The 19,590-nt window shown below is 72.6% G+C and carries 10 protein-coding genes; 6 read left to right on the forward strand and 4 right to left on the reverse strand.

The window, feature by feature from the left end; all coding sequences use genetic code 11:
- The first annotated feature begins 29 nt into the window (after window positions 1–29).
- Window positions 30–578 carry a YceI family protein gene (locus tag ABZ810_RS06640; protein WP_358400040.1) on the forward strand — a complete coding sequence of 183 codons (549 nt, stop codon included), beginning with the start codon at window positions 30–32 and terminating at the stop codon, window positions 576–578.
- Between the two features lie 40 nt (window positions 579–618).
- Here ABZ810_RS06640 and ABZ810_RS06645 read toward each other — a convergent pair whose 3' ends face one another.
- Window positions 619–1,947 (reverse strand): HAMP domain-containing sensor histidine kinase, encoded by a 1,329-nt coding sequence (locus ABZ810_RS06645; RefSeq protein WP_358400043.1) that lies wholly within the window; start codon window positions 1,945–1,947, stop codon window positions 619–621.
- Window positions 1,948–2,128: 181 nt separating this feature from the next.
- On the opposite strand from ABZ810_RS06645, the gene ABZ810_RS06650 reads away from it, so the two are divergent.
- The 4 genes from ABZ810_RS06650 to ABZ810_RS06665 all read left to right on the forward strand — a co-directional run bounded on the left by ABZ810_RS06650 (window position 2,129) and on the right by ABZ810_RS06665 (window position 7,817).
- Window positions 2,129–3,610, forward strand: a complete 1,482-nt coding sequence (locus ABZ810_RS06650; protein ID WP_358400045.1) for a glutamate--cysteine ligase — start codon at window positions 2,129–2,131, stop codon at window positions 3,608–3,610.
- A 141-nt stretch (window positions 3,611–3,751) separates the two neighbouring features.
- On the forward strand, window positions 3,752–4,429 hold the full coding sequence (locus tag ABZ810_RS06655; RefSeq protein ID WP_358400321.1) for a response regulator transcription factor: 678 nt from the start codon (window positions 3,752–3,754) through the stop codon (window positions 4,427–4,429).
- Window positions 4,426–5,478, forward strand: a complete 1,053-nt coding sequence (locus ABZ810_RS06660) for a HAMP domain-containing sensor histidine kinase (RefSeq protein WP_358400048.1) — start codon at window positions 4,426–4,428, stop codon at window positions 5,476–5,478. The genes ABZ810_RS06655 and ABZ810_RS06660 overlap by 4 nt, the downstream gene beginning before the upstream one ends.
- Window positions 5,479–6,323: 845 nt before the next feature.
- Window positions 6,324–7,817, forward strand: a complete 1,494-nt coding sequence (locus ABZ810_RS06665; protein ID WP_358400050.1) for a DUF4173 domain-containing protein — start codon at window positions 6,324–6,326, stop codon at window positions 7,815–7,817.
- A gap of 45 nt (window positions 7,818–7,862) precedes the next feature.
- On the opposite strand, the gene ABZ810_RS06670 is transcribed toward ABZ810_RS06665, so the two are convergent.
- Complete coding sequence (locus ABZ810_RS06670; RefSeq protein ID WP_358400052.1) at window positions 7,863–9,131, reverse strand: helix-turn-helix domain-containing protein; 1,269 nt, start codon at window positions 9,129–9,131, stop codon at window positions 7,863–7,865.
- A gap of 277 nt (window positions 9,132–9,408) precedes the next feature.
- Here ABZ810_RS06670 and ABZ810_RS06675 point away from each other — a divergent pair, with 277 nt between their 5' ends.
- On the forward strand, window positions 9,409–11,121 hold the full coding sequence (locus tag ABZ810_RS06675) for a ubiquinol-cytochrome c reductase cytochrome b subunit (RefSeq protein ID WP_358400054.1): 1,713 nt from the start codon (window positions 9,409–9,411) through the stop codon (window positions 11,119–11,121).
- Between the two features lie 134 nt (window positions 11,122–11,255).
- Here the strand turns inward: ABZ810_RS06675 and ccrA are convergent, their stop codons facing one another.
- Together ccrA and ABZ810_RS06685 are read right to left on the reverse strand one after the other, a co-directional pair.
- Window positions 11,256–12,575, reverse strand: coding sequence for a crotonyl-CoA carboxylase/reductase (ccrA, locus tag ABZ810_RS06680; protein WP_358400056.1), 1,320 nt, complete (start codon window positions 12,573–12,575; stop codon window positions 11,256–11,258).
- Window positions 12,576–12,617: 42 nt separating this feature from the next.
- Window positions 12,618–19,307, reverse strand: a complete 6,690-nt coding sequence (locus tag ABZ810_RS06685) for an SDR family NAD(P)-dependent oxidoreductase (RefSeq protein WP_358400058.1) — start codon at window positions 19,305–19,307, stop codon at window positions 12,618–12,620.
- Between the last annotated feature and the right edge of the window lie 283 nt (window positions 19,308–19,590).

Below are 19,590 nucleotides of genomic sequence, written 5' to 3' on the forward strand. Positions count from 1 at the left end.
TGAAACTTCAAGCACTACTGGGAGAACCCATGAGCCTCGCAACCGTCGCCCAGGAGCTGACCGTCGGCACCTGGAACATCGACCCCTCCCACTCTGAGGTGACGTTCACCATTCGTCACCTCATGTCCAAGGTACGTGGCAGTTTCACCGAGTTCTCCGGCGCCATCGAGATCGCCGAGAACCCCGCCGAGTCCACCGCGACCGCGGAGATCAAGCTCGCCTCGATCGACACCCGCAACGCCGACCGCGACGCCCACGTCCGGACCGCCGACGTGCTGGACGTCGAGAACCACCCGAACATGACGTTCGTCACCAAGGGCGTGCGCGCCGACGGCGACGACTACCTCCTGGACGGCGAGCTCACCATCAAGGGCGTGACCCGTCCGGTCACCCTCGAGCTCGAGTTCAACGGTGTCGGCGAGGACCCGTGGGGCGGCACCCGCGTCGGCTTCTCCGCCGAGACCACGATCAACCGCAAGGACTGGGGCATCGAGTTCAACATCCCGCTGAAGGGCGACAAGGCCCTCCTCAGCGACAAGGTCGAGATCGGCCTCGAGGTCCAGGCCGTCCGCGCCTGAACGAACCGAAAAAGGGGCCGCCCGCCTGGGCGGCCCTTTTTCATTCCCGCGGGAGGCGCAGGACGAAGCGGGCGCCGCGCGGGGAGTCTTCGAGGTCGAGGCGGCCGCCGTGGGCCTGCGCGATCTCCCGGGCGATGGCCAGGCCCAGGCCGGTGCCGCCGGCGCCGCGGCTGCGGGCGCTGTCGAGGCGGGTGAAACGTTCGAAGACGCGCTCACGGTCGGCGCTGTCGATCCCGGCGCCGTCGTCGGTGACGCTGAGGACGGCCTCGTCGCCGGCGACCACCTCGACCTCGACCCGCTTGTCGGCGTACCGCTCGGCGTTGTCGAGCAGGTTGCCCAGCAGCCGGACGAGCTGCATGCGGACGCCGCGCACGGTCGTCCCCGGGTCCAGCCGGGTGCAGACGATCAGCTGGGAGCCGCGGCGGCCGGCCTCGGCGCCGACCAGCTCGGCGAGGTCGATCTCCTCCTGCGCGGTGGTGCCGCCGGTGCCGATGCGGGCCAGCAGGAGGAGGTCGGTGACGATCGACTCCAGCCGGTCGGTGTCGCGGAGCGCCGACTCGACGGTCTCGCCCAGGTCGGTGTCGTCCGGGTGCATCGCGGCGTCCTCGAGGTTGGCCCGCAGCCCGGCGATCGGGGTGCGGAGCTCGTGCGAGGCGTCGGAGGCGAACTGGCGCTGCCGCTCGACGGCGCGTTCCAGCCGGTCGAGCGTCTGGTTGGCGGTGCGGGCCAGCTCGGCGATCTCGCCCTCGCCGGTCGGCTCCGGGACCCGCCGGGTCAGGTCGCTGCCGCTGATCTCGGCGAGCTGCGCGCGGATCTCCTCGACCGGGCGCAGCGTACGGCCGACGACCCGCCAGGTCACCCAGGCGACGAGCGCGGAGAGGATCAGCACGGCGGTGCTCAGCAGCACCTCGAGCAGGCCCGAGACGATGAACGCGGGCATCGGCTTGGAGGCGTAGACGACGACCGAGTCCGGGGCGGTGGTGACCCGGATGGCCTCGACGAGCCGGCAGCCGCCGCGGTCGCACTCCACCCGGTCCTGGACACGTTCGCCGACCGGCGGCCAGAGGGTGCTGAGCGGCGCGCGGCGCGCGGCGGCGGGCGTCGAGTCGAGGACGTGGCCGCCGGGCCCGACCACCTGGATCAGTATGCGGCCGCCGGAGTCGTCCGGGATGGGGCTGGCGAGCGTTCCGTCACGGACGCTGGCGCTGGTGCGGCGGGCGGCGAGCTGCGTCTCCTGGAGGATGCGGGCCTCGGTGCCGTTGCGGATGGCCAGGTCGATCGCGACGGCGACGCCGCCGAGCACCAGTGCCGCCAGGACGGCGGCGACGAGCGTGTCCCGTGCCCTGATCGACCGGGGCCGCAGCCGCATTGATCCCCCTGCTCTACGCGATCTTGTCCTCGATTTGGTCCATCACAGAGTGTCACGAGAGGTGGGGGCCTCGTCACAAGGTACCCCTTGGTATGCGGCGAAATCGCGGCCCAGGGTTTCGTCACCCCCTCCGGGGGACATCCGTTTTGTAGAACTTCATCCGGATGGCAGGGGACGGAGCATGGGCAGGGATGTAGCGGCCGTCGCCATCAGCGGGGAGGATCGGCGGCGCTATCGGGACAAGGTGAGGGCCTGCCTGGACGTGCTGGCCCGCATGCTGAGCGAGTCGCAGTTCGAGTTCGAACGGCCGCACATCGGCCTGGAGATCGAGCTCAACCTGGTGGACGGCCTGGGCGATCCCCTGATGCGCAACGCGGACGTGCTGAAGGCGATCGCCGACCCGGCCTGGGCTACCGAGCTGGGCCAGTTCAACCTGGAGATCAACATTCCGCCGCGCGAGCTCGGCGGCGAGGGCACCGGTGAGCTGGAGCTGGAGGTCCGCGAACACCTCAACCGGGCGGAGGTGGCGGCGCACGAGGTGGGCGCCTCGCTCGTCATGATCGGCATCCTGCCGACCCTGCGGCGTTCCGACATCGGCGAGGAGACCCTTTCCTCGAACGCCCGCTACAAGCTCCTCAACGAGCAGATCTTCGCCGCCCGGGGCGAGGAGCTGCACATCGACATCGAGGGCTCCGAGCCGCTGAGCATGCACGCCGACTGCATCACGCCCGAGGCGGCGTGCACGAGCGTGCAGTTCCACCTTCAGGTGAGCCCGGAGCACTTCGGCGCCCACTGGAACGCGGCGCAGGCCATCGCCGGGCCGCAGGTGGCGCTGGCGGCCAACTCGCCGTTCCTGTTCGGCCACCGGCTCTGGCACGAGACCCGCATCACCCTGTTCGAGCAGGCCACCGACACCCGGCCGGACGAGCTCAAGGCGCAGGGCGTACGTCCGCGGGTGTGGTTCGGCGAGCGCTGGATCACCTCGGTCTTCGACCTCTTCGAGGAGAACACCCGCTACTTCCCGGCGCTGCTGCCGCTGTGCGACGACGAGGACCCGCTCGAGACGCTGAGCCAGGGCGGCGTCCCGGAGCTGGGCGAGCTGTCCCTGCACAACGGCACCGTCTACCGCTGGAACCGTCCGATCTACGCCGTCGTCGACGGCCGCCCCCACCTGCGCATCGAGAACCGCGTGCTGCCGGCCGGCCCGACGGTGGCCGACATCATCGCCAACGGCGCGTTCTACTACGGCGTGCTGCGCATGCTCGCGGAGGACGAACGGCCGGTGTGGAGCCGGATGTCGTTCCAGACCGCGGCCGACAACCTGCACCGGGCCGCCCGCGACGGCATGGACGCGACCCTCTACTGGCCCGGCCTGGGCGACGTGCCCGCCGCCGAGCTGGTGCTGCGCAGGCTGCTGCCGCTGGCGTACGAGGGCCTGGACCGCTGGGGCGTCGACCCGGCCCGCCGCGACCGGCTGCTCGGCATCATCGAACGCCGTTGCGTCACCGGCCGCACCGGGGCGTCCTGGCAGATCGACACCGTGCAGGCGATCGAGGACTCCTTCGGCACCGAACGGCACGAGGCGTTGCGCCTGATGACGCGCAGTTACATCGAGCGTATGAACAGCAACGAGCCCGTCCATACCTGGACGATCGGTCCCTGATCGAACCGGTCGACCGCCGCCGCCCCATCGATCTTCACAGTTCCGCCACAAATCACCCCCAGACCACCCACACCGCCCGCTTAAGGTCGGGCCGTGACCGAGAACACGCAGCCCGAGGGGGCGCCTCCCCCCGCCGCGGCCTTGCCCCGGCGCATCCTCGTCGTCGAGGACGAGCCGACCATCGCGCGCGCCGTCGCCGACCGGCTGGCCGCCGAGGGCTTCGCCGTGGAGATCGCCGGCGACGGCCCGGCGGCCGTCGAGCGGGCGCGCGAGTACGAGCCGGACCTCGTCGTGCTGGACGTGATGTTGCCCGGCTTCGACGGACTGGAGGTCTGCCGCCGCGTCCAGGCGGAACGCGCCGTCCCGGTGCTGATGCTCACCGCCCGTGACGACGAGACGGACCTGCTCGTCGGGCTGGGCGTCGGCGCCGACGACTACATCACCAAACCGTTCAGCATGCGCGAGCTGGTGGCACGCGTCCGGACCGTCCTGCGGCGGTTCGAACGGGCCGGGACCGCCGCCGCGCCGGTCGTGCTGCGCCACGGCCCGCTGGAGATCGACCAGAAGGCGCGGCGGGTCCGGCGGGACGGCCGGGAGGTGCACCTCACCCCGACCGAGTACGACCTGCTGGCCTGCCTCGTCCGCAACCAGGGCGCGGTGCTCACCCGTTCGCTGCTGCTGGAGCAGGTGTGGGACTGGGCCGACGCGTCGGGGACGCGGGTGGTCGACAGCCACGTCAAGGCGCTGCGCCGCAAGCTCGGCGCCGACCTGATCCGCACCGTGCACGGTGTCGGCTACTCGTTCGAGGGCTCGCCGTGAAACTTCTCCACAGCCTGTGGGCACGGCTGCCGCGCCCCCTTGACCCGCTGCGCTCCATCAAGGTCAAGTTCGGGATCGTGGCGGCGGCGGGCGTGGTCACCGCCGTCCTCATCGTCCTGTGGGGGTACCGGCTGGGCTTCCGCGCCCGCGAGACGATGCCGGTCGGCGTGCTGGTCTCCCTCGTCATGACCCAGCTGATCGCGCACGGGATGACCGCGCCGCTGCGCGGGATGACCGCCGCGGCCCGGGCCATGGCGCGCGGCGACTACAGCCGCCGCGTCCAGACGTCCTCCCGGGACGAGGTCGGCGAGCTCGCGCAGGCGTTCAACACCATGGCCGCCGACCTGGCCGCCGTCGAACGCCAGCGCCGCGAGTTCGTGGCGAACGTGTCGCACGAGCTGCGCACCCCGATCAGCGCGCTGCGCGCCGTCCTGGAGAACGTCGCCGACGGCGTGACGCCCGCGACCCCGGAGGTGCTGGAGTCGGCGGTCGAGCAGACCGAACGGCTCGGCCGGCTGGTCACCCAGCTCCTGGACCTCTCCCGGGTGGAGGCGGGCGCGATCACGCTCGACCTCTCCGCGCTGGACGTCGCCGCGTTCGTCGAGGACGTCGCCGCCGAGGCCGCCGCCGGGCACCCGGACACGGTCTTCGACCTGGACGTCTCCCCCGGCCTCAAGGGCGTCGCCGACCGCGACCGGCTGCACCAGGTGCTGGCCAACCTGCTCGACAACGCCGCCCGCCACAGCCCGCCCGGCGGCCCCGTGACCGTCAAGGCCCGGCCCGCGTCCGCCGGCGGCCTGGTCATCGAGGTCTCCGACGAGGGGCCCGGCATCCCGCTCAGCGAGCGGTCCCGGGTCTTCGAACGCTTCAACCGCGGCGCCGTCTCGCACGGCGCCCGCGTCGGCACTCCGGACGGCGGCACGGGCCTCGGCCTGGCCATCGCCCGCTGGGTCATCGATCTGCACGGCGGCGACATCTCCGTCGTCGACTCCCAACGCGGGTGCAGGATCCGCGTCGTGATCCCCGCGAGCCCTGGAGGAACCCCATGAGCCAACCACCCGAGAAACCCCCCTCCGAACCCCCCGGCCCCCCAGAGCCCAACGCCGCAAAGCCCGACCCCCCAGAAGCCGCCACCCCGAAGGCCGACCCGGCAAAGACCGACCCCCCGAAGCCCAACACAGCGAACGCGGGCGCAGCCAAAGCAGATGACGCCGGGACCGCCGACGCAGAGCCCAGCCGGGCGGGGTCCGGCGCGGCAGGGTCCGGCGCGGCCAAGGCTGGCACCGCGAACGTGGGCGCGGGCGCGGCCGGCACCGCGAAGCCGGGCACCCCGAACGCGGGTCCGGCGGAGACCGGTGCTGCAAAGCCCGGCGCCGCGAGCGCGGGGGCGGCCAAGACCAGCGCCGTGAACGTGGGTGCGACGGAGGCCAGCGCTACGGACGCCGCGGGTCCGAAGGTCGGCGCCACCGCAAAGGCCGACACGACAGGCCCCGACACCCCACAACCCGGCGCCGCCCAGGCCAGTCCCGCGAAAAGCAGCGCCGCAGAAGCCAGCGCCCCCGCACAGGCCAGCCCCGCACGAGCCAGCGCCGTACCGACCGGTGCCGCGCAAGGCAGCGCCGCGCAAGGCAGCGCCGCACAGGGCAGCACCGCGCCGACTGGGGCCGCGCAAGCTCGCGCAGCACAAGCCAGCTCTGCGCAGGGCAGCGCCGCAGGGGCGTGGCCCGCACAGCCCAGGCCCGCGCAGGGCAGCACTGCACCGGCTGGTGCCGCACTGGCTGGTGCGGCGCAGGGTGGTGGTGCGCGGGTGGCTGGGGGGTCCACGGAAGGGTGGGCTGCGCCGGGGGCTCGGCCTGCGGGGCCGGGGGCGCCCTATGCGCGGGCGGGGTGGCAGGTGCCGCCGACGGCTGAGCCGATCGCGTTGGAACGGCTCTTTCTGGACTGGAAGGTGCCGGGGCGGCCGTTCTCGCAGCGGCTCCAGGCCGGGGTGGCCGCCGTCGCCGCCGTGGGGGCCGTCGTGCTCGGCGACTTTCCGGCGCCGGGGGTCAACCTGGTCGTCGTGGCGCTCGCCATGGCCGTGCTCGTGGTCGCGGCGGCCTGGTCGTCGGGGCGGGTGCTGCACCAGGGGCGGTTCAACCGGACCGGCGTCCTGTTCGGGGTGCTCGCGTTCGCGCTGGTCTCGGTGGCGGCGTTCCGGGACGCCCCGTGGATCGTGGCGTTGTGCCTGGTGCTGGCGGCGCCGACGGCCTCGTACGCGGCGGCGGGCGGGCGGTCGTGGCCCGAGGTGCTGGGCGGCGGTGTCTCGCTGCCGCTGGCCATGGGCCGCATGGTCGGCTGGACCTCCTCCGGGATCGGCCGATCGGTCACGGTCGGGCGGGGCAGGACGTGGCCGATCGCCCGTACGGCGCTGATCGTCGTGGTGCTGCTGCTGGTCTTCGGCGGGCTCTTCGCCGGGGCGGACGCCGCGTTCCGGGACGTGGTGGAGGGCCTGCTGCCCGAGATCTCGTTCGGGCCGATGGTGGGACGCGCGTTCGTGGCCTTCGTCACCGCCCTGGTCGCGCTCGGCCTGGTCTTCCTGGTGCTGGCGCCGCCGCCGATGCGCGTCCTGACGCCCGGCAAGCCGAAGCGGGCCGGACGCTGGGCCTGGGCGGTGCCGATCGCGGCGCTCGACCTGCTGTTCCTGGCGTTCTGCGTGCTGCAGGGCAGCGTGCTGCTCGCCGCGGACAAGGACAAGCTGCTGGCGTCGACGGGCCTGACGTACGCCGAGTACGCCCGGCAGGGGTTCTTCCAGCTCGTCGTCGTGACCGTGCTCGTGCTGGTCGTGGTCGCGTTCGCCGTCCGGCACGCGCCGATCGCGAGCCGGCGGGACCGGATGCTGGTCAGGACGCTGCTCGGTGCGCTCTGCACGCTGACCCTGGTGGTCGTGGCGGTGGCGCTGCGCCGCCTCTACCTGTACGAGGAGACGTTCGGCTGGACGCAGCTCCGGTTGTGGGTGCACGCGTTCGAGTTGTGGCTCGGCCTGGTCATCGTGCTCGTGGCGGCGGCCGGCCTGAAGCTCAAGGCGTCCTGGCTGCCGCGGGCGGTGGCCGCAAGCGGCGCCGCCGGGCTGTTCGCGCTCGCCGCGATCAACCCCGACGCGTTCATCGCCGAGCGCAACGTCGACCGGTTCGAGCAGACCGGCAAGATCGACGTCTACTACCTCGGCGGGTTGTCGGCCGACGCCGTCCCGGCCCTCGACCGGCTGCCGGAGCCGCAGCGGTCCTGCGCGCTCGACCGGATCGCCGCGCAGCTCAGGAAGGACCGGTCCGCGGGCGCCGCCAACCTGGGGCGGCACCGGGCGAGCGAGATCCTCGAAAGCCGTCCGGTGGTCACGTCCCGGAGCTGCTGACGGCCGCCGTGCCGGGCCTGGTGATCCAGGTCCGGCACGGCCGGTTCAGCGGCGGAACGTGACGATCTCGGCGGAGTCGCCGACCGCCTCCCGGGTGGACGGGATGATCTGCTCGCCGGGACGGTCGCTGAGCAGCGCCCGGGCGCGGAGCACGATCTCCAGGTCGAAGCGCAGGTCGGGGTCCAGCAGCTGGTCGCCGAAGAGCTCTTCGAGCTGCCGCAGCCGGTAGCGGACCGTCTGCGGGTGGACGTGGAGCCGCATCGCGACCTCGTTGGCGTTCCGGCCGGACTGCAACCAGGCCAGGAGCGTCTCGGCCAGGCGGTCCTGCTGGCTGCTGCGCAGGTGCGACAGCGGGGACAGCCGCAGCCGGGCCAGCGAGGTGATCAGTTCCTCGTCCTGGAAGAGGATCAGTGTGGACATGTGCTCGACGCTGCGGATCACGCCGGAGGAGGCCTCGATGACGCCGCGTTCGGCCAGGCCGAGCGTCTTGCGCGCCCACTGGATGGAACGTGCCGCCTCGGTCAGCGGCACGGTCGGGCCGACCACGGCGACCGAGCCGGACAGGGCGCGGTCGACGAGCTTGGCGCGGCCGGGGCCGTCGGGATCGGGGACGATGAGGCTCGGCGTGCGGCGGGTGAGGTCGGCGAGGATGTCGGGCGGGAAGGCGTTGTGCTGCCGGGAGTCCTGGCCGAGCGCGACCGCCGCGACGGTGCGCGGCACCGGCCAGTGGGCGGCGGCGGCCAGGTCGGCGATGGCCTCGGGCGCGGCGGGCGGATCGGCGAAGAGCAGGTCGAGCAGGCGCTTGCGGCGGCGCTGCATCTCGCCCGCCACCGCCGCCTTGGCCTGCGCGAACCCCTCGGCGGCGGCCGCGGCCAGCTCGTCCTGGAACTGCATCAGTGCCTCGCCGACCACGCCCAGCGTGCTGGCCGGTACGTCGAGGGCGGTGGCGCCCTCGGCCATGCGCCGCCAGGCGACCATGCCGCCGACCCGCATCGCCGTCTGCATCGCGTCGAGGCTGCGCCCCTCGCCGGCCTCGCCGCGGCCGATGGCGCGGAAGAAGTCGATCACGGAGGACTCCGGGTCGCCGGGATCGGCCACCCGCTCGACGAAGTAGTGCAGAACGCGCTCGACCGCCAGCCGGAGCGTGCTGGAGTACGGGCCCTCGCCGGGCCGGTCGTACTCGCGCACCCGCGACTGGATCTCCTGGATCATGTCGTCCGCGACCTCGTCGAGGTGCGGCCGCATGTGCTCGGCGAGCTCACGAGGAAGATCCGCCCAGGGCCTGCCGACCGCCCCTGTCGCGTCGTCCGTCACGTGCGCCTCCCCACCGCTCGCTCCCCCGCGTACTGCGCCGGACACAAGGGGTAATTGCTTACTTACGTGCACTGTGTGGTGAAAATCATGTCCCTTTGCTCACCTGGGCGCAAAGTCTAGGTCGAGGTGCGACCAGATTCGGACGGTCCGGATGACGATATGCCACATGTCTGGCCTCTGGCCTCCAGTGGCACATAGTGCGACATTGGTAGTCGGTTAGACGAACGACCGATGCGGTAGGTGGTCGGTTTCGGGCCACCAGTGCGGGAGGTCCGCGGTGCCCACCCCCAGTCGGCGACCGCCCAAGGCAGTGGCCGCGACCGGAAACGCGATCGACGAACGCTTCGGCGGCGCCCCGTTCGCCCGCAAGGCCATGCGCAAGGCCTTCCCCGACCACTGGAGCTTCCTGCTCGGTGAGATCGCGCTCTACTCGTTCGTGATCATCCTGCTGACCGGGGTGTTCCTGACCCTGTTCTTCAAGCCCAGCATGACCGAGGTGATCTACGAAGGCTCGTACGAGCCGCTGCGGGGCGTGCGCATGAGCGAGGCGTACGCGTCCACCCTGCACATCACCTTCGACGTGCGCGGCGGCCTGCTCATGCGGCAGATCCACCACTGGTCGACGATCCTGTTCATGGCGGCGATCTGCATCCACCTGCTGCGCAACTTCTTCACCGGGGCGTTCCGCAAGCCGCGCGAGCTCAACTGGCTCATCGGGATCGTGCTGTTCATGCTGGTCATGCTGAACGGGCTGTTCGGCTACTCGCTGCCCGACGACCTGCTCTCGGGCACCGGGATCCGCATCCTGGAGGGCGTGATCCTGGCGATCCCGGTGGTCGGCACGTACTCGCTGATGTTCCTGTTCGGCGGGGAGTTCCCGGGCGACCTGATCATCCCGCGGCTGTACGTCATCCACATCCTGCTGATCCCGGGGATCCTGCTCGCCCTCATCCCGCTGCACGCGGTGATCCTGACCTGGCGGCAGACGCACACCCAGTTCCCGGGCAGGGGCAGCTCCAACACGACGGTCAAGGGCGGCCCGTTCTACCCGGTCTTCATCGGCAAGACGACGGCCTACTTCCTGTGGGTCTTCGGCGTCACGGCGCTGCTGGCCACGTTCTTCCAGATCAACCCGGTGTGGATGTTCGGCCCCTACGACCCGGGCGCGATCAGCTCGGGCTCCCAGCCCGACTGGTACATGGGCTGGCTGGAGGGCTCGCTCCGGATCATGCCCGCGTGGGAGATCACCGTCCTCGACCACACGCTGCCGATGAGCGTGATCGTGCCCGCGCTGGTGATCCCGGGCGTCCTGTTCACCGGGCTGGCCGTCTACCCGTTCCTGGAACGCTGGGTGACCGGCGACAGCCAGATCCACCACCTGCTCGACCGCCCGCGCGACGTGCCCGCGCGCACCGGCATCGGCATGGCGGGCGTGGTCTTCTACGGCGGGTTGTGGGCGGCCGGCGGCAACGACGTGATCGCCGAGAAGTTCGAGATCCCGCTGTTCTGGACGACGTGGTTCTTCCGCGGGCTCGTCATCCTCGGGCCGATCCTGGCGTACGCGATCACGTACCGGATCTGCCTGGGCCTCCAGCGCCGCGACCTCGCCCTGGTCGGGCACGGGCTGGAGACCGGTGTGATCCGGATGAGCCCGGACGGCGAGTACACCGAGGTCGAACGGCATCTTCCGGACGACGAGGTCGCCGAGATCCTCGATCCGCGGCCGAGACCCGCGCTGCCGGTGGGACGTCCGGAACGTGACGGCGTCGAGGCCCCGGAGGTGCGCGGCCGGCTCGGCCGGGTCCGTTCCGCCCTCAACCGGCACTTCCTCGCCGACCTCGCCGAGCCGCCGACGCCCGGCGACGGTCACGGCGATGGGCACGGCAATGGGCACGGCAATGGGCACGGCAATGGGCACGGCAATGGGCACGGAGACGGAGAGGGTGCCCGCGAGCACGCCGGCGCCGAGCGCAAGTCCCTGGAGCCCTGACGCCGACGGCCGAACGCTGAAGGCCCGAGCACTGGGGGCCTGAACGCCCGGACGCCGAACGCCGGGCTGCGGCGAGGCGGCTTGGGAAGGGTTCCGCGTGCCGACCCGCCGCAGCCCGGCGCGTCCAGGGGCGCTCAGCGACGGTAGAGGTTGAACCTCTCCTCGCCGATGCGCTCGCGCATGGCCGGGTCGTCGACGCCCTGGCCCTCGGCGGTGGCGCCGCAGAGCACGGCGACCTTGCCGATGTGCTGGTTGGTCTGCACCGCGCGGGTGGCCTCGCCGGCATCGTCGAGCGGGAAGACCTTCGAGAGCGTCGGGTGGATCATGCCGAGGCTGATCAGCCGGTTGATCTCGACGGCCTCGTGGTAGTTGAAGCCGTGCGAGCCGATGATGCTCTTGAGGCGCATCCACAGGAAACGGTTGTCGTACTCGTGCTTGTAGCCCGTGGACGAGCCGCAGGTGACGATCTTGCCGCCGCGCTTGGCGACGTAGACCGAGGCGCCGAACGTCTCGCGGCCGAGGTACTCGAAGACGATGCCCGGGTCCTCGCCGACCAGCCGCCGGATGGCCTCACCGAGCACGCGCCCGGCCTTGGGGTGCCGCAGGCCCTGCTCGCCGAGGTTGAGCTCGTTGCGGTTGATGATGTGGTCGCAACCCTGCGCCCGGACGATGTCGGCCTTCTCGTCGGAGGAGACGACCGCGACCGGGATGCCGCCGCCGTTCTTGACGAGCTGGGTGGCGTACGAGCCGAGGCCGCCGGTGGCGCCCCAGATCAGCACGACGTCGCCCTGCTTCATGCGGGCGCCGTGGGTGCCGACCAGCATGCGGTAGGCGGTGGCGGCGCACAGCGTGTTGGACGCCGACTCCTCCCACGTGAGGTGCTTGGGCTTGCGGATGAGCTGGTTGGCCTTGGCGATGCAGTACTCGCCCAGGGAGCCGAAGTTGGTCTCGAAGCCCCAGGCCAGCTGGCTCTCGCTCATCATGCCGTCGTCGTAGGAGCCGTGGTCCTCCTCGTCGACGTACGACGGGGACAGGACGACGCGGTCGCCGACCTTCCAGCTCTTGACGCCGGCGCCGACGCGGACGACGACGCCCGAGCCGTCCGAGCCGAGGATGTGGTACGGCAGGTCGTGCCGCGCGCCGTGCCAGCCCTGACGGCCGAACTTCTCCAGGAACGCGAACGTCGGCACCGGTTCGAAGATCGCCGACCAGACGGTGTTGAAGTTGATGGCCGCCGACATGACCGCGACCACGACCTCGTCCGGGGCCAGCTCGGGCATGTCGACCTCATCGACGTGCAGTGACTTGCGCACGTCCTTGTCGGTCTGGCCCTCGAAGATGCCCACCTCGTTCTTGAGGGTGAAGGCGGCGCGGAAACGGGTGGGCAGCTCGCAGTCCAGCAGTTCCTTCTCGGACGCGCCGGCACGTACGGCTTCGAGCAGGGGGTCGGACATCGATCTCCTCCGTTGAGGCTTTTTCGGGGGGAGGCGGCCCGGTCAGGGCGCCGGAGTGGTGGACACGGAGAGACCGGCCTCTGACGCGCCCCCGGCCTCCGGTGTGTCCCCCGGGCCGGCGGGACCGGCCGCGGAGAGTTGTCCCTCCAGGTGGGCGGCGAGTACCTCCACACCCGGCGGGTCGAGCAGGTTGAGGTGGTGCACCCCCGGAATCACGACCTTTTCCAGGGCACTGCTGAGCTCGCCGAAACCGTTCATCCCGTCGAGCACGTACCTCGCGTCCTTCACCGCCCACGGCGTCTCTTCCGGGGCGTAGTAGAGGATGACCCGGCCGTCGTAGGGCTTCGGCTCGTAGGCCTCGAGCGACCGGGTGTCCTGGTGCGAGGTCAGCTGGTGGTGCAGCGCGGCCGGCGGGATGAGGTCGGCCAGCTCGGCCGCCCGCTCCATGACCAGCGCGAACTGCGCCTCCTCTGCCAGGCCCGACAACTCCTCGTAGGTGAGGTCGACCTGGAGATCGTAGGTCTCGTTGATGTAGTCGGTGAACGCGGCGAACCGGCGGGCGAGCGTGTCGGACTCGTCCTCGACCGGCAGCGGCAGCCCGGCGTCGAACAGCGCGACGAACTCGACCTCGCGGCCGGCGGCCTCGAGCTGCCGGGCGGTCTCGTACGCCAGCACCCCGCCGAACGACCAGCCGCCGAGCCGGAAGCCGCCCTCGGGCTGCACCTCCAGCAGCTCCGCGACGTAGCGGGAGGCGCGCTCCTCCACCGAGGGCGCGTCGTCGAACCGCTCCAGCCCGTACACCGGCTGGTCGGGCCCGAGCAGGTCGATCAGCTGCCGGTAGCAGGCCGTGGTGCCGCCCGCCGGGTGCGCGATGAAGATCGGGCGCCGGGTGCCGGACCTCTTGAGCGGCCGCACGATCTGCCGGGCGGCCTCCTCGTCGGCGGCCCGCAGGAACTCGGCGACGTGCTCGGCGGTCGCGGTGGCGAACAGCTCGCCGCGGGTGATCTCGCCGCCGAGCTCGGCGGCCACCTGGGCGACGACCTCGTCGGCCTGCCGTTCGGTGCCGCCCAGCTCGGCGTAGAAGTCGGCGGTGACGCTGACCCGGTCGAGCCCGAGCACGTCCTCGATGATCCGCACGGCCAGGCGTTCGGCGGCGTCGCGGGCCATGACGTACCCGGCCTCGGCGTTCGACGTGGCGGACACCGCGCCGGCGCCGGCCGACGGCGCCGGGGCGCCGGACAGGCCCAGCTCCTCGGCGGCCCACTCCTCGAACGCGTTGACGCTGGCGCCCTTGAGCAGCACGGCCGCCGGGACGGTGAGCCCGAGGTCGTGCTCGACCCCGCTCTTGATCCGGACGGCGACGAGCGAGTCGAGGCCGAGGTCGGTGAGCGGGACGGCCGGGTCGAGCCGTTCGGGGTCGAAGCCCAGCACGGTCGCGATGCGCCAGCGCACCTGGGCGGCGATCCGCTGCCGTGCGGCGGCGGGCTCCAGCTCCCGGACCGCGTCGATGCCGGGCCAGTCGCCGGCGTCCGGCGCGGTGGCCTCGCCGGCCGCCGCGGTCAGCGCCGCGAAGTACGGCATGTTGACGATCTCGGGGAAGAGGCTCACGGCCGCGGCGGGGTCGAAGCGCAGCACGCCGGCGGCCTCGCGGCCGGAGGCGAGCATGGCCTCCAGCGCCTCGGCGCCCTCCTCCGGGCTGATCGCCTCGATGACGGCGACCTTGAGGTCGGCGGCGCCGCCGACGCGGGACCAGGTGCCCCAGTTGATCGTGGTGCCGGGCCGGCCGTGGGCGCGGCGGTGCGCGATCAGCGCGTCGATCGCGGCGTTGGCGGCGGCGTAGGCGGCCTGGCCGGGCGAGCCGATCAGGGCCGCGGCCGACGAGTGCGTGACGAACCAGTCGAGGCCGGCGTCCCAGGTCGCCTGGTTGAGCAGCCGGGCGCCCTCGACCTTGGCCGTCCACACCTTGTGGAGATCCTCGCGGCCGAGGTCGACGATCAGCCGGTCGTCGATGGCGCCCGCGCCGTGCACGACGCCGCGCAGTTCCTTGCCGCCCTCCTCGGCGACCCGGACCAGCCGTTCGGCTATCCCGGGCGCGGCGATGTCGCCGAGCACGACGCCGACGTCGACGCCGTTCTCGCGGAGCTTGGCGATGGCCTTCTCGGCGTCGGCGCCGGGCCCGGACCGGCCGGACAGCACGATCCGCCCGGCGCCGCGCTCGGCGAGCAGCCGCGCGGTCACCAGGCCGATGCCGCCGTAGCCGCCGGTGATGATGTACGAGCCGCCGCGCCGCACGACGCGCCGTGCCCCGCGTCCGGTGCCCTTCCCGGTGGGGAGGGCGGCCTGGTCGAGCCGGGCCACGTACCGGACGCCGCCGCGGTAGGCGACCTCGCGGGCGGGTTCGTCGGCGAGCAGTTCGGTGACGAGGTCGCCGGGCCGGTCGACGTCCACCAGGGTGGCGCGCAGGACCGTCCGTTCGAAGCCGAGCACCCGGACGATGGCCCGGATGAAGCCCTGGCCGGGCTCGCCGGCCTCGCCCTCGACGACCGGCAGCGCCCTGCGCGTCGCGACGAACAGCCGCGTGCCGTCGGGCAGCGTGTTGGCGACGTCGACGACGGCGAGGACCAGTTCCTCGTCCACCAGGTCGGCGGACGGGACGAGCACCACGCCGGCGGGCGGCTCGTCGGTCTCGGTGACCGTGTCGGCGGCGACGCTCTCGGCGGCCGCCGAGGCCTCCGACACCGGGTCGGGGCCCAGCGTGCGCCGGACGACCCGGTGGCCGCGCGACTCCAGGTCGGTGGCGACGGCGGCGGCGAGCGGGTCGCCGGCCTCGGCCAGCAGCCGCCAGGTGCGCGGCTCGTGGTCGGACGCGTCGTGGACCGGTTCGGGGGCGCCGGTCTCGTCCCAGACGACCTCGACGAGCTTGTCGGCCAGCGGGACCGGCACGTCGGAGGCGCCGGTCTCGCGCAGCACGATCCCGGTGGCGTCGGCGAGCACCTCGCCGTCGGGCCCGAGGATCTGGAGCGCGCCGACGGGGTCGCCGCCGTCCTCGCCGCGGACGATCCGGGCGCGGACGTGCCCGCCGCGGTGCGTCGGCCCGTACACCCGCAGGCTGCCGATCGTCTCGGCCAGCCAGATCGTGTTCTTTCCGTCCGCCTGACGGGGGCCCTCCCCCGACCGCGCGTCGCCGGCCTCGGCGGACAGGACCGCCAGGGCGCGGTCCAGCACCTCGGGATGCACGCGGTAGTGGCGGCTGCCGCGCTCGGCGGCGGCGACCTCGGTGGCCGCGCCGGGCAGCGGCACCGCCGGGCCGAGGTGGTCGTCGCCGACGTCGGCGCTGGCCAGCCGCACCCAGGTGCCCGCCGGGGTCAGCGCGTGGATCTCCACCCGCTGGTCCGCCTCGGCGAACGTGGTCGTGACGATGGCCTCCGCGCCGAGCGCGAGCGGCCGTTCGATCCACAGGCTGTTGACGCGCACGGACTCGCTGCCGAGCGCCTCCGCCCCGGCGGCCAGCGCCATCTCGGCGAACGCGGCGACCGGGAGGACGGGCAGGCCGTGCACCCGGGCCCCGTCGAGCCAGGGCTGGGCGGCGGTGCCGACGTCGGCGCGCCAGGCGTGCCGGTCTTCGCCGGGCATCTCGACGTGGGCGCCGAGCAGCGGGTGCTCGTCACGCCCGCCGGAGCGGCGGGAGGTGTCGACCCAGTGGCGTTCGTGCCGCCAGGGCGACCGGGGCACGTCGATGACGGGGCCGCCGGCCGGAGCGGCGACGGCCATGCCGTTGGCGGCCAGCAGGGCGAGCTGGGAGTGGAAGGTCAGGACGTCGTCGGTCTCCTGGCCCTTCGGGGCCCGCTTGAGGCTGTGGGTGACCAGCGCGCCGGCGCCGTCCAGGGTCTCGCCGACCGCGTGCGCCAGGATCGGGTGCGCGTTGATCTCGACGAACGTGCGGAAGCCGTCCTCCGCCGCGGCGGAGACCGCGCCGGTCAGGCGGACGGGGTTGCGCAGGTTGCGCACCCAGTAGCCGGCGTCGAGCCGCGCTCCCTCGCCCGCCGGGGTCCCGCCGTCGCCGGCCTCGATGAACGTCCGGGGGTCGTCCAGGGCGGTGGTGTAGAGCCGGATGCCCTCGGCGAGCGGGGTGCCGCGCTCGGCGCCGACCTCGGCGAGGAGGTCGCGCAGGTCGTCGAGCAGCGGGTCGACCTGGGGCGAGTGGCCGGCGCCCTCGGCCTGGACCATGCGGGCGAGCCGGCCCTCGGCCTCGGCCCGTTCCACGATCGCGGCGATCTGGCCGGCGTCGCCGGTGACCACCGTCTGCCTGGGCGAGGAGTGCACCGCCGCGTACACCTCGGGAAGGTCGTGCCCGAGCCGGGCGACCTCCTCGGCGGACGCGCCGAGCACCGCCATCGCGCCGCCGCCGACGATCCGGGTGAGCAGGCGCGACCGGCGGCAGATGATCTTGACCGCGTCCTCGAGGGTGATCGCGCCCGCGACGACGGCCGCGGCGATCTCTCCCATCGAGTGCCCGACCACGGCGCCCGGCGTGATGCCGTACCCCTGCCAGGTGCGGGCGAGGCCGATCTGGATGGCGAACAGCACCGGCATCGTGGTGGCGACGTCGGCGGGCTTCTCGCCCGATTCGAGCAGCGACCACAACTCGGGGCCGCCCTCCTCGGCGAAGAGCGTGTCGAGGTCGTCGATGGCCTCGGCGAACGCGGGCTCCTCCTCCAGGAGGCGCTGCGCCATGCCGGCCCGCTGCGCCCCGTACCCGGAGAACACCCAGACCGGCCGGCCGGGCAGGCCCAGCGCGGTGCCGGACACGACGCCCGGGTGGGGACGTCCCTCGGCGAGCGCGGCGAGGCCCTCGATGAGCCCGGCACGATCGCGCGCGGACACGGCGGCCCGCGAGCGGCCGCGGCCGTTGCGGCGGTGCAGCGTGCGGGCGAGGCCGGCCAGGTCGAGTTCGTCCTGCTCGGCGGCCCACTCGGCGAGGACCGCGGCGTGGTCGCGCACCCGGTCGTCGGCGGTGTCCGACAGCATGAACGTGCGCATCGAGCCGGGCCCGGCGGCGGGTTCCCTGGGCGCGACCGGGGCCGGAGCGGCCTCCAGGATCACGTGCGCGTTCGTACCGCCGAAGCCGAAGCCCGAGACGCCGGCGCGGGCCGGGTGGCCGCGGTCGGGCCAGGGCGTCTCCTCCGCCACCACCGCGAGCCGCAGCTCGTCGAACGGGATGTGCGGGTTGGGCTCCTTGTAGTGGTTGGACGCCGGGATCGTCCGGTGGTGCAGGGCGAGGATCGTCTTGATCAGCCCGGCGACGCCGGCGGCCGACTCCATGTGGCCCAGGTTGGACTTGGCGGAGCCGAGCAGCAGCGGCTCACCGGGCTCGCGGCCCAGGCCGAGGACCTCGCCGACCGCCTTGGCCTCGATCGGGTCGCCCAGGAACGTGCCGGTGCCGTGCGCCTCGACGTAGTCGACCTCGCGGGTGTCGATGCCGGCGGCGGCGTAGACGTCGCGCAGCAGCGCGCGCTGGGCGTCGGAGTTGGGCGCGACCAGGCCGTTGGACCGGCCGTCGGAGTTGACGCCCGAGCCCTTGACCAGGGCGAGCACCCGGTCACCGTCGCGGACTGCGTCCGACAGGCGCTTCAGGACGACGGCGCCGCAGCCCTCGGCGCGGACCATGCCGTCGGCGGAGGCGTCGAAGGCCTTGCAGTGCCCGTCGGAGGCGGTGCCGCCGGCCAGGTCGAAGGTCATCGTCACGGTCGGCGACAGCAGCAGGTTGACGCCGCCCGCGAGCGCCACGTCGGCCTCGCCGCTGCGCAGCGCCTGCACCGCCAGGTGGGTGGAGACCAGCGACGACGAGCACGCGGTGTCGACGATCATGCTCGGGCCGCGCAGGTCGAGCAGGTAGGACAGCCGGTTGGCGATGATGCTCAGCGCGGCGCCGGTCGCGGTGAACGGCTCGAGCGAGGCCAGGTCGGACGCGGTGAACGCGGCGTACTCGGGCGCCGAGACGCCCACGAACACGCCCGTACGGCTGCCGCGCAGCGACGCGGGCCCGATGCCGGCGTGCTCGAACGCCTCCCAGGCGACCTCCAGGACGAGGCGCTGCTGCGGGTCCATGACGGCGGCCTCGCGCGGGGTGATGCCGAAGAACTGGGCATCGAACCGCGCGACGTCGTCCAGGAAGCCGCCGAGGCGGGTGGTCTTGGCCAGGAGGTCGGCGACCTCCGGGGAACCGTCGTCGAACGCGTCCCAGCGTCCGTCCGGCACCTCGCGGATCGCGTCGCCGCGCCCGGTCAGGAAACGCCAGTAGTCGTCGGCGCCGGTCAGGTCGCGCTCGCCGCCGGGGAAGCGGCAGCCGACGCCGATCACGGCGATCGGCTCGTCCGCGCCGGCCGGGCGGGCGGCGGTGCCCGCGGCGGCGAGTGCGGCGGCGGAGGAGGCCGCCTGCGACGACGCCAGGTCGGCGCCGCCGGCGAGGGCCACCGACAGCCGGTCGATGGTGGGGTGCTCCCACACGAGGGTCGCGGGCAACGCGCGTCCGAGCATCTGCTCCAGTTCGCCGGCGATGGCGACGGCGTCTCGGGACGCGAGCCCGAACTCTTCCAGCGGGCGATCGGGGTCGACTTGTTCGGCAGGGATCCGGGAGCGACGCGCGATCTGGTCGATCAGATACCGACGAATCGAATCCTCACTGATCCGCGTGTCGTCCTGCGCGGCTCCGGAACGATCGGTCGTCTGCATACGTGCGGTTCCCCCAACTGAACCTGGGATCGTTCGAAGCAAGGGGGACCACTTTGTCCTACCGTGACCGTCTCACGATGCGCATCCAGACCACTTTTATCTCCTGTGAGTTGTCACGGTGATGACAAGACTCACTGGTAACCGATGTGGCCTGATGGGATAGTTGGGACTCCTCGGCCAATAGACGGGCCGGGTGACCAAGCGCCAACGAATTGTAACAATAACCACTCACGCTTATGGGGGGAAGCGGCGATTCTCCCAATAGGGACGCACGTCGCGTGAC

Origin of the sequence: Spirillospora sp. NPDC047279, from assembly GCF_040643285.1 — a bacterium.
GTDB lineage: Bacteria > Actinomycetota > Actinomycetes > Streptosporangiales > Streptosporangiaceae > Spirillospora.

Excerpts from the sequence above, each read along its gene's own strand:
- ABZ810_RS06640 (WP_358400040.1), top strand. The coding sequence starts at position 30 with ATGAGCCTCGCAACCGTCGCCCAGGAGCTGACCGTCGGCACCTGGAAC.
- ABZ810_RS06645 (WP_358400043.1), bottom strand. The coding sequence starts at position 1,947 with ATGCGGCTGCGGCCCCGGTCGATCAGGGCACGGGACACGCTCGTCGCC.
- ABZ810_RS06650 (WP_358400045.1), top strand. The coding sequence starts at position 2,129 with ATGGGCAGGGATGTAGCGGCCGTCGCCATCAGCGGGGAGGATCGGCGG.
- ccrA (WP_358400056.1), bottom strand. The coding sequence starts at position 12,575 with ATGTCCGACCCCCTGCTCGAAGCCGTACGTGCCGGCGCGTCCGAGAAG.
- ABZ810_RS06685 (WP_358400058.1), bottom strand. The coding sequence starts at position 19,307 with ATGCAGACGACCGATCGTTCCGGAGCCGCGCAGGACGACACGCGGATC.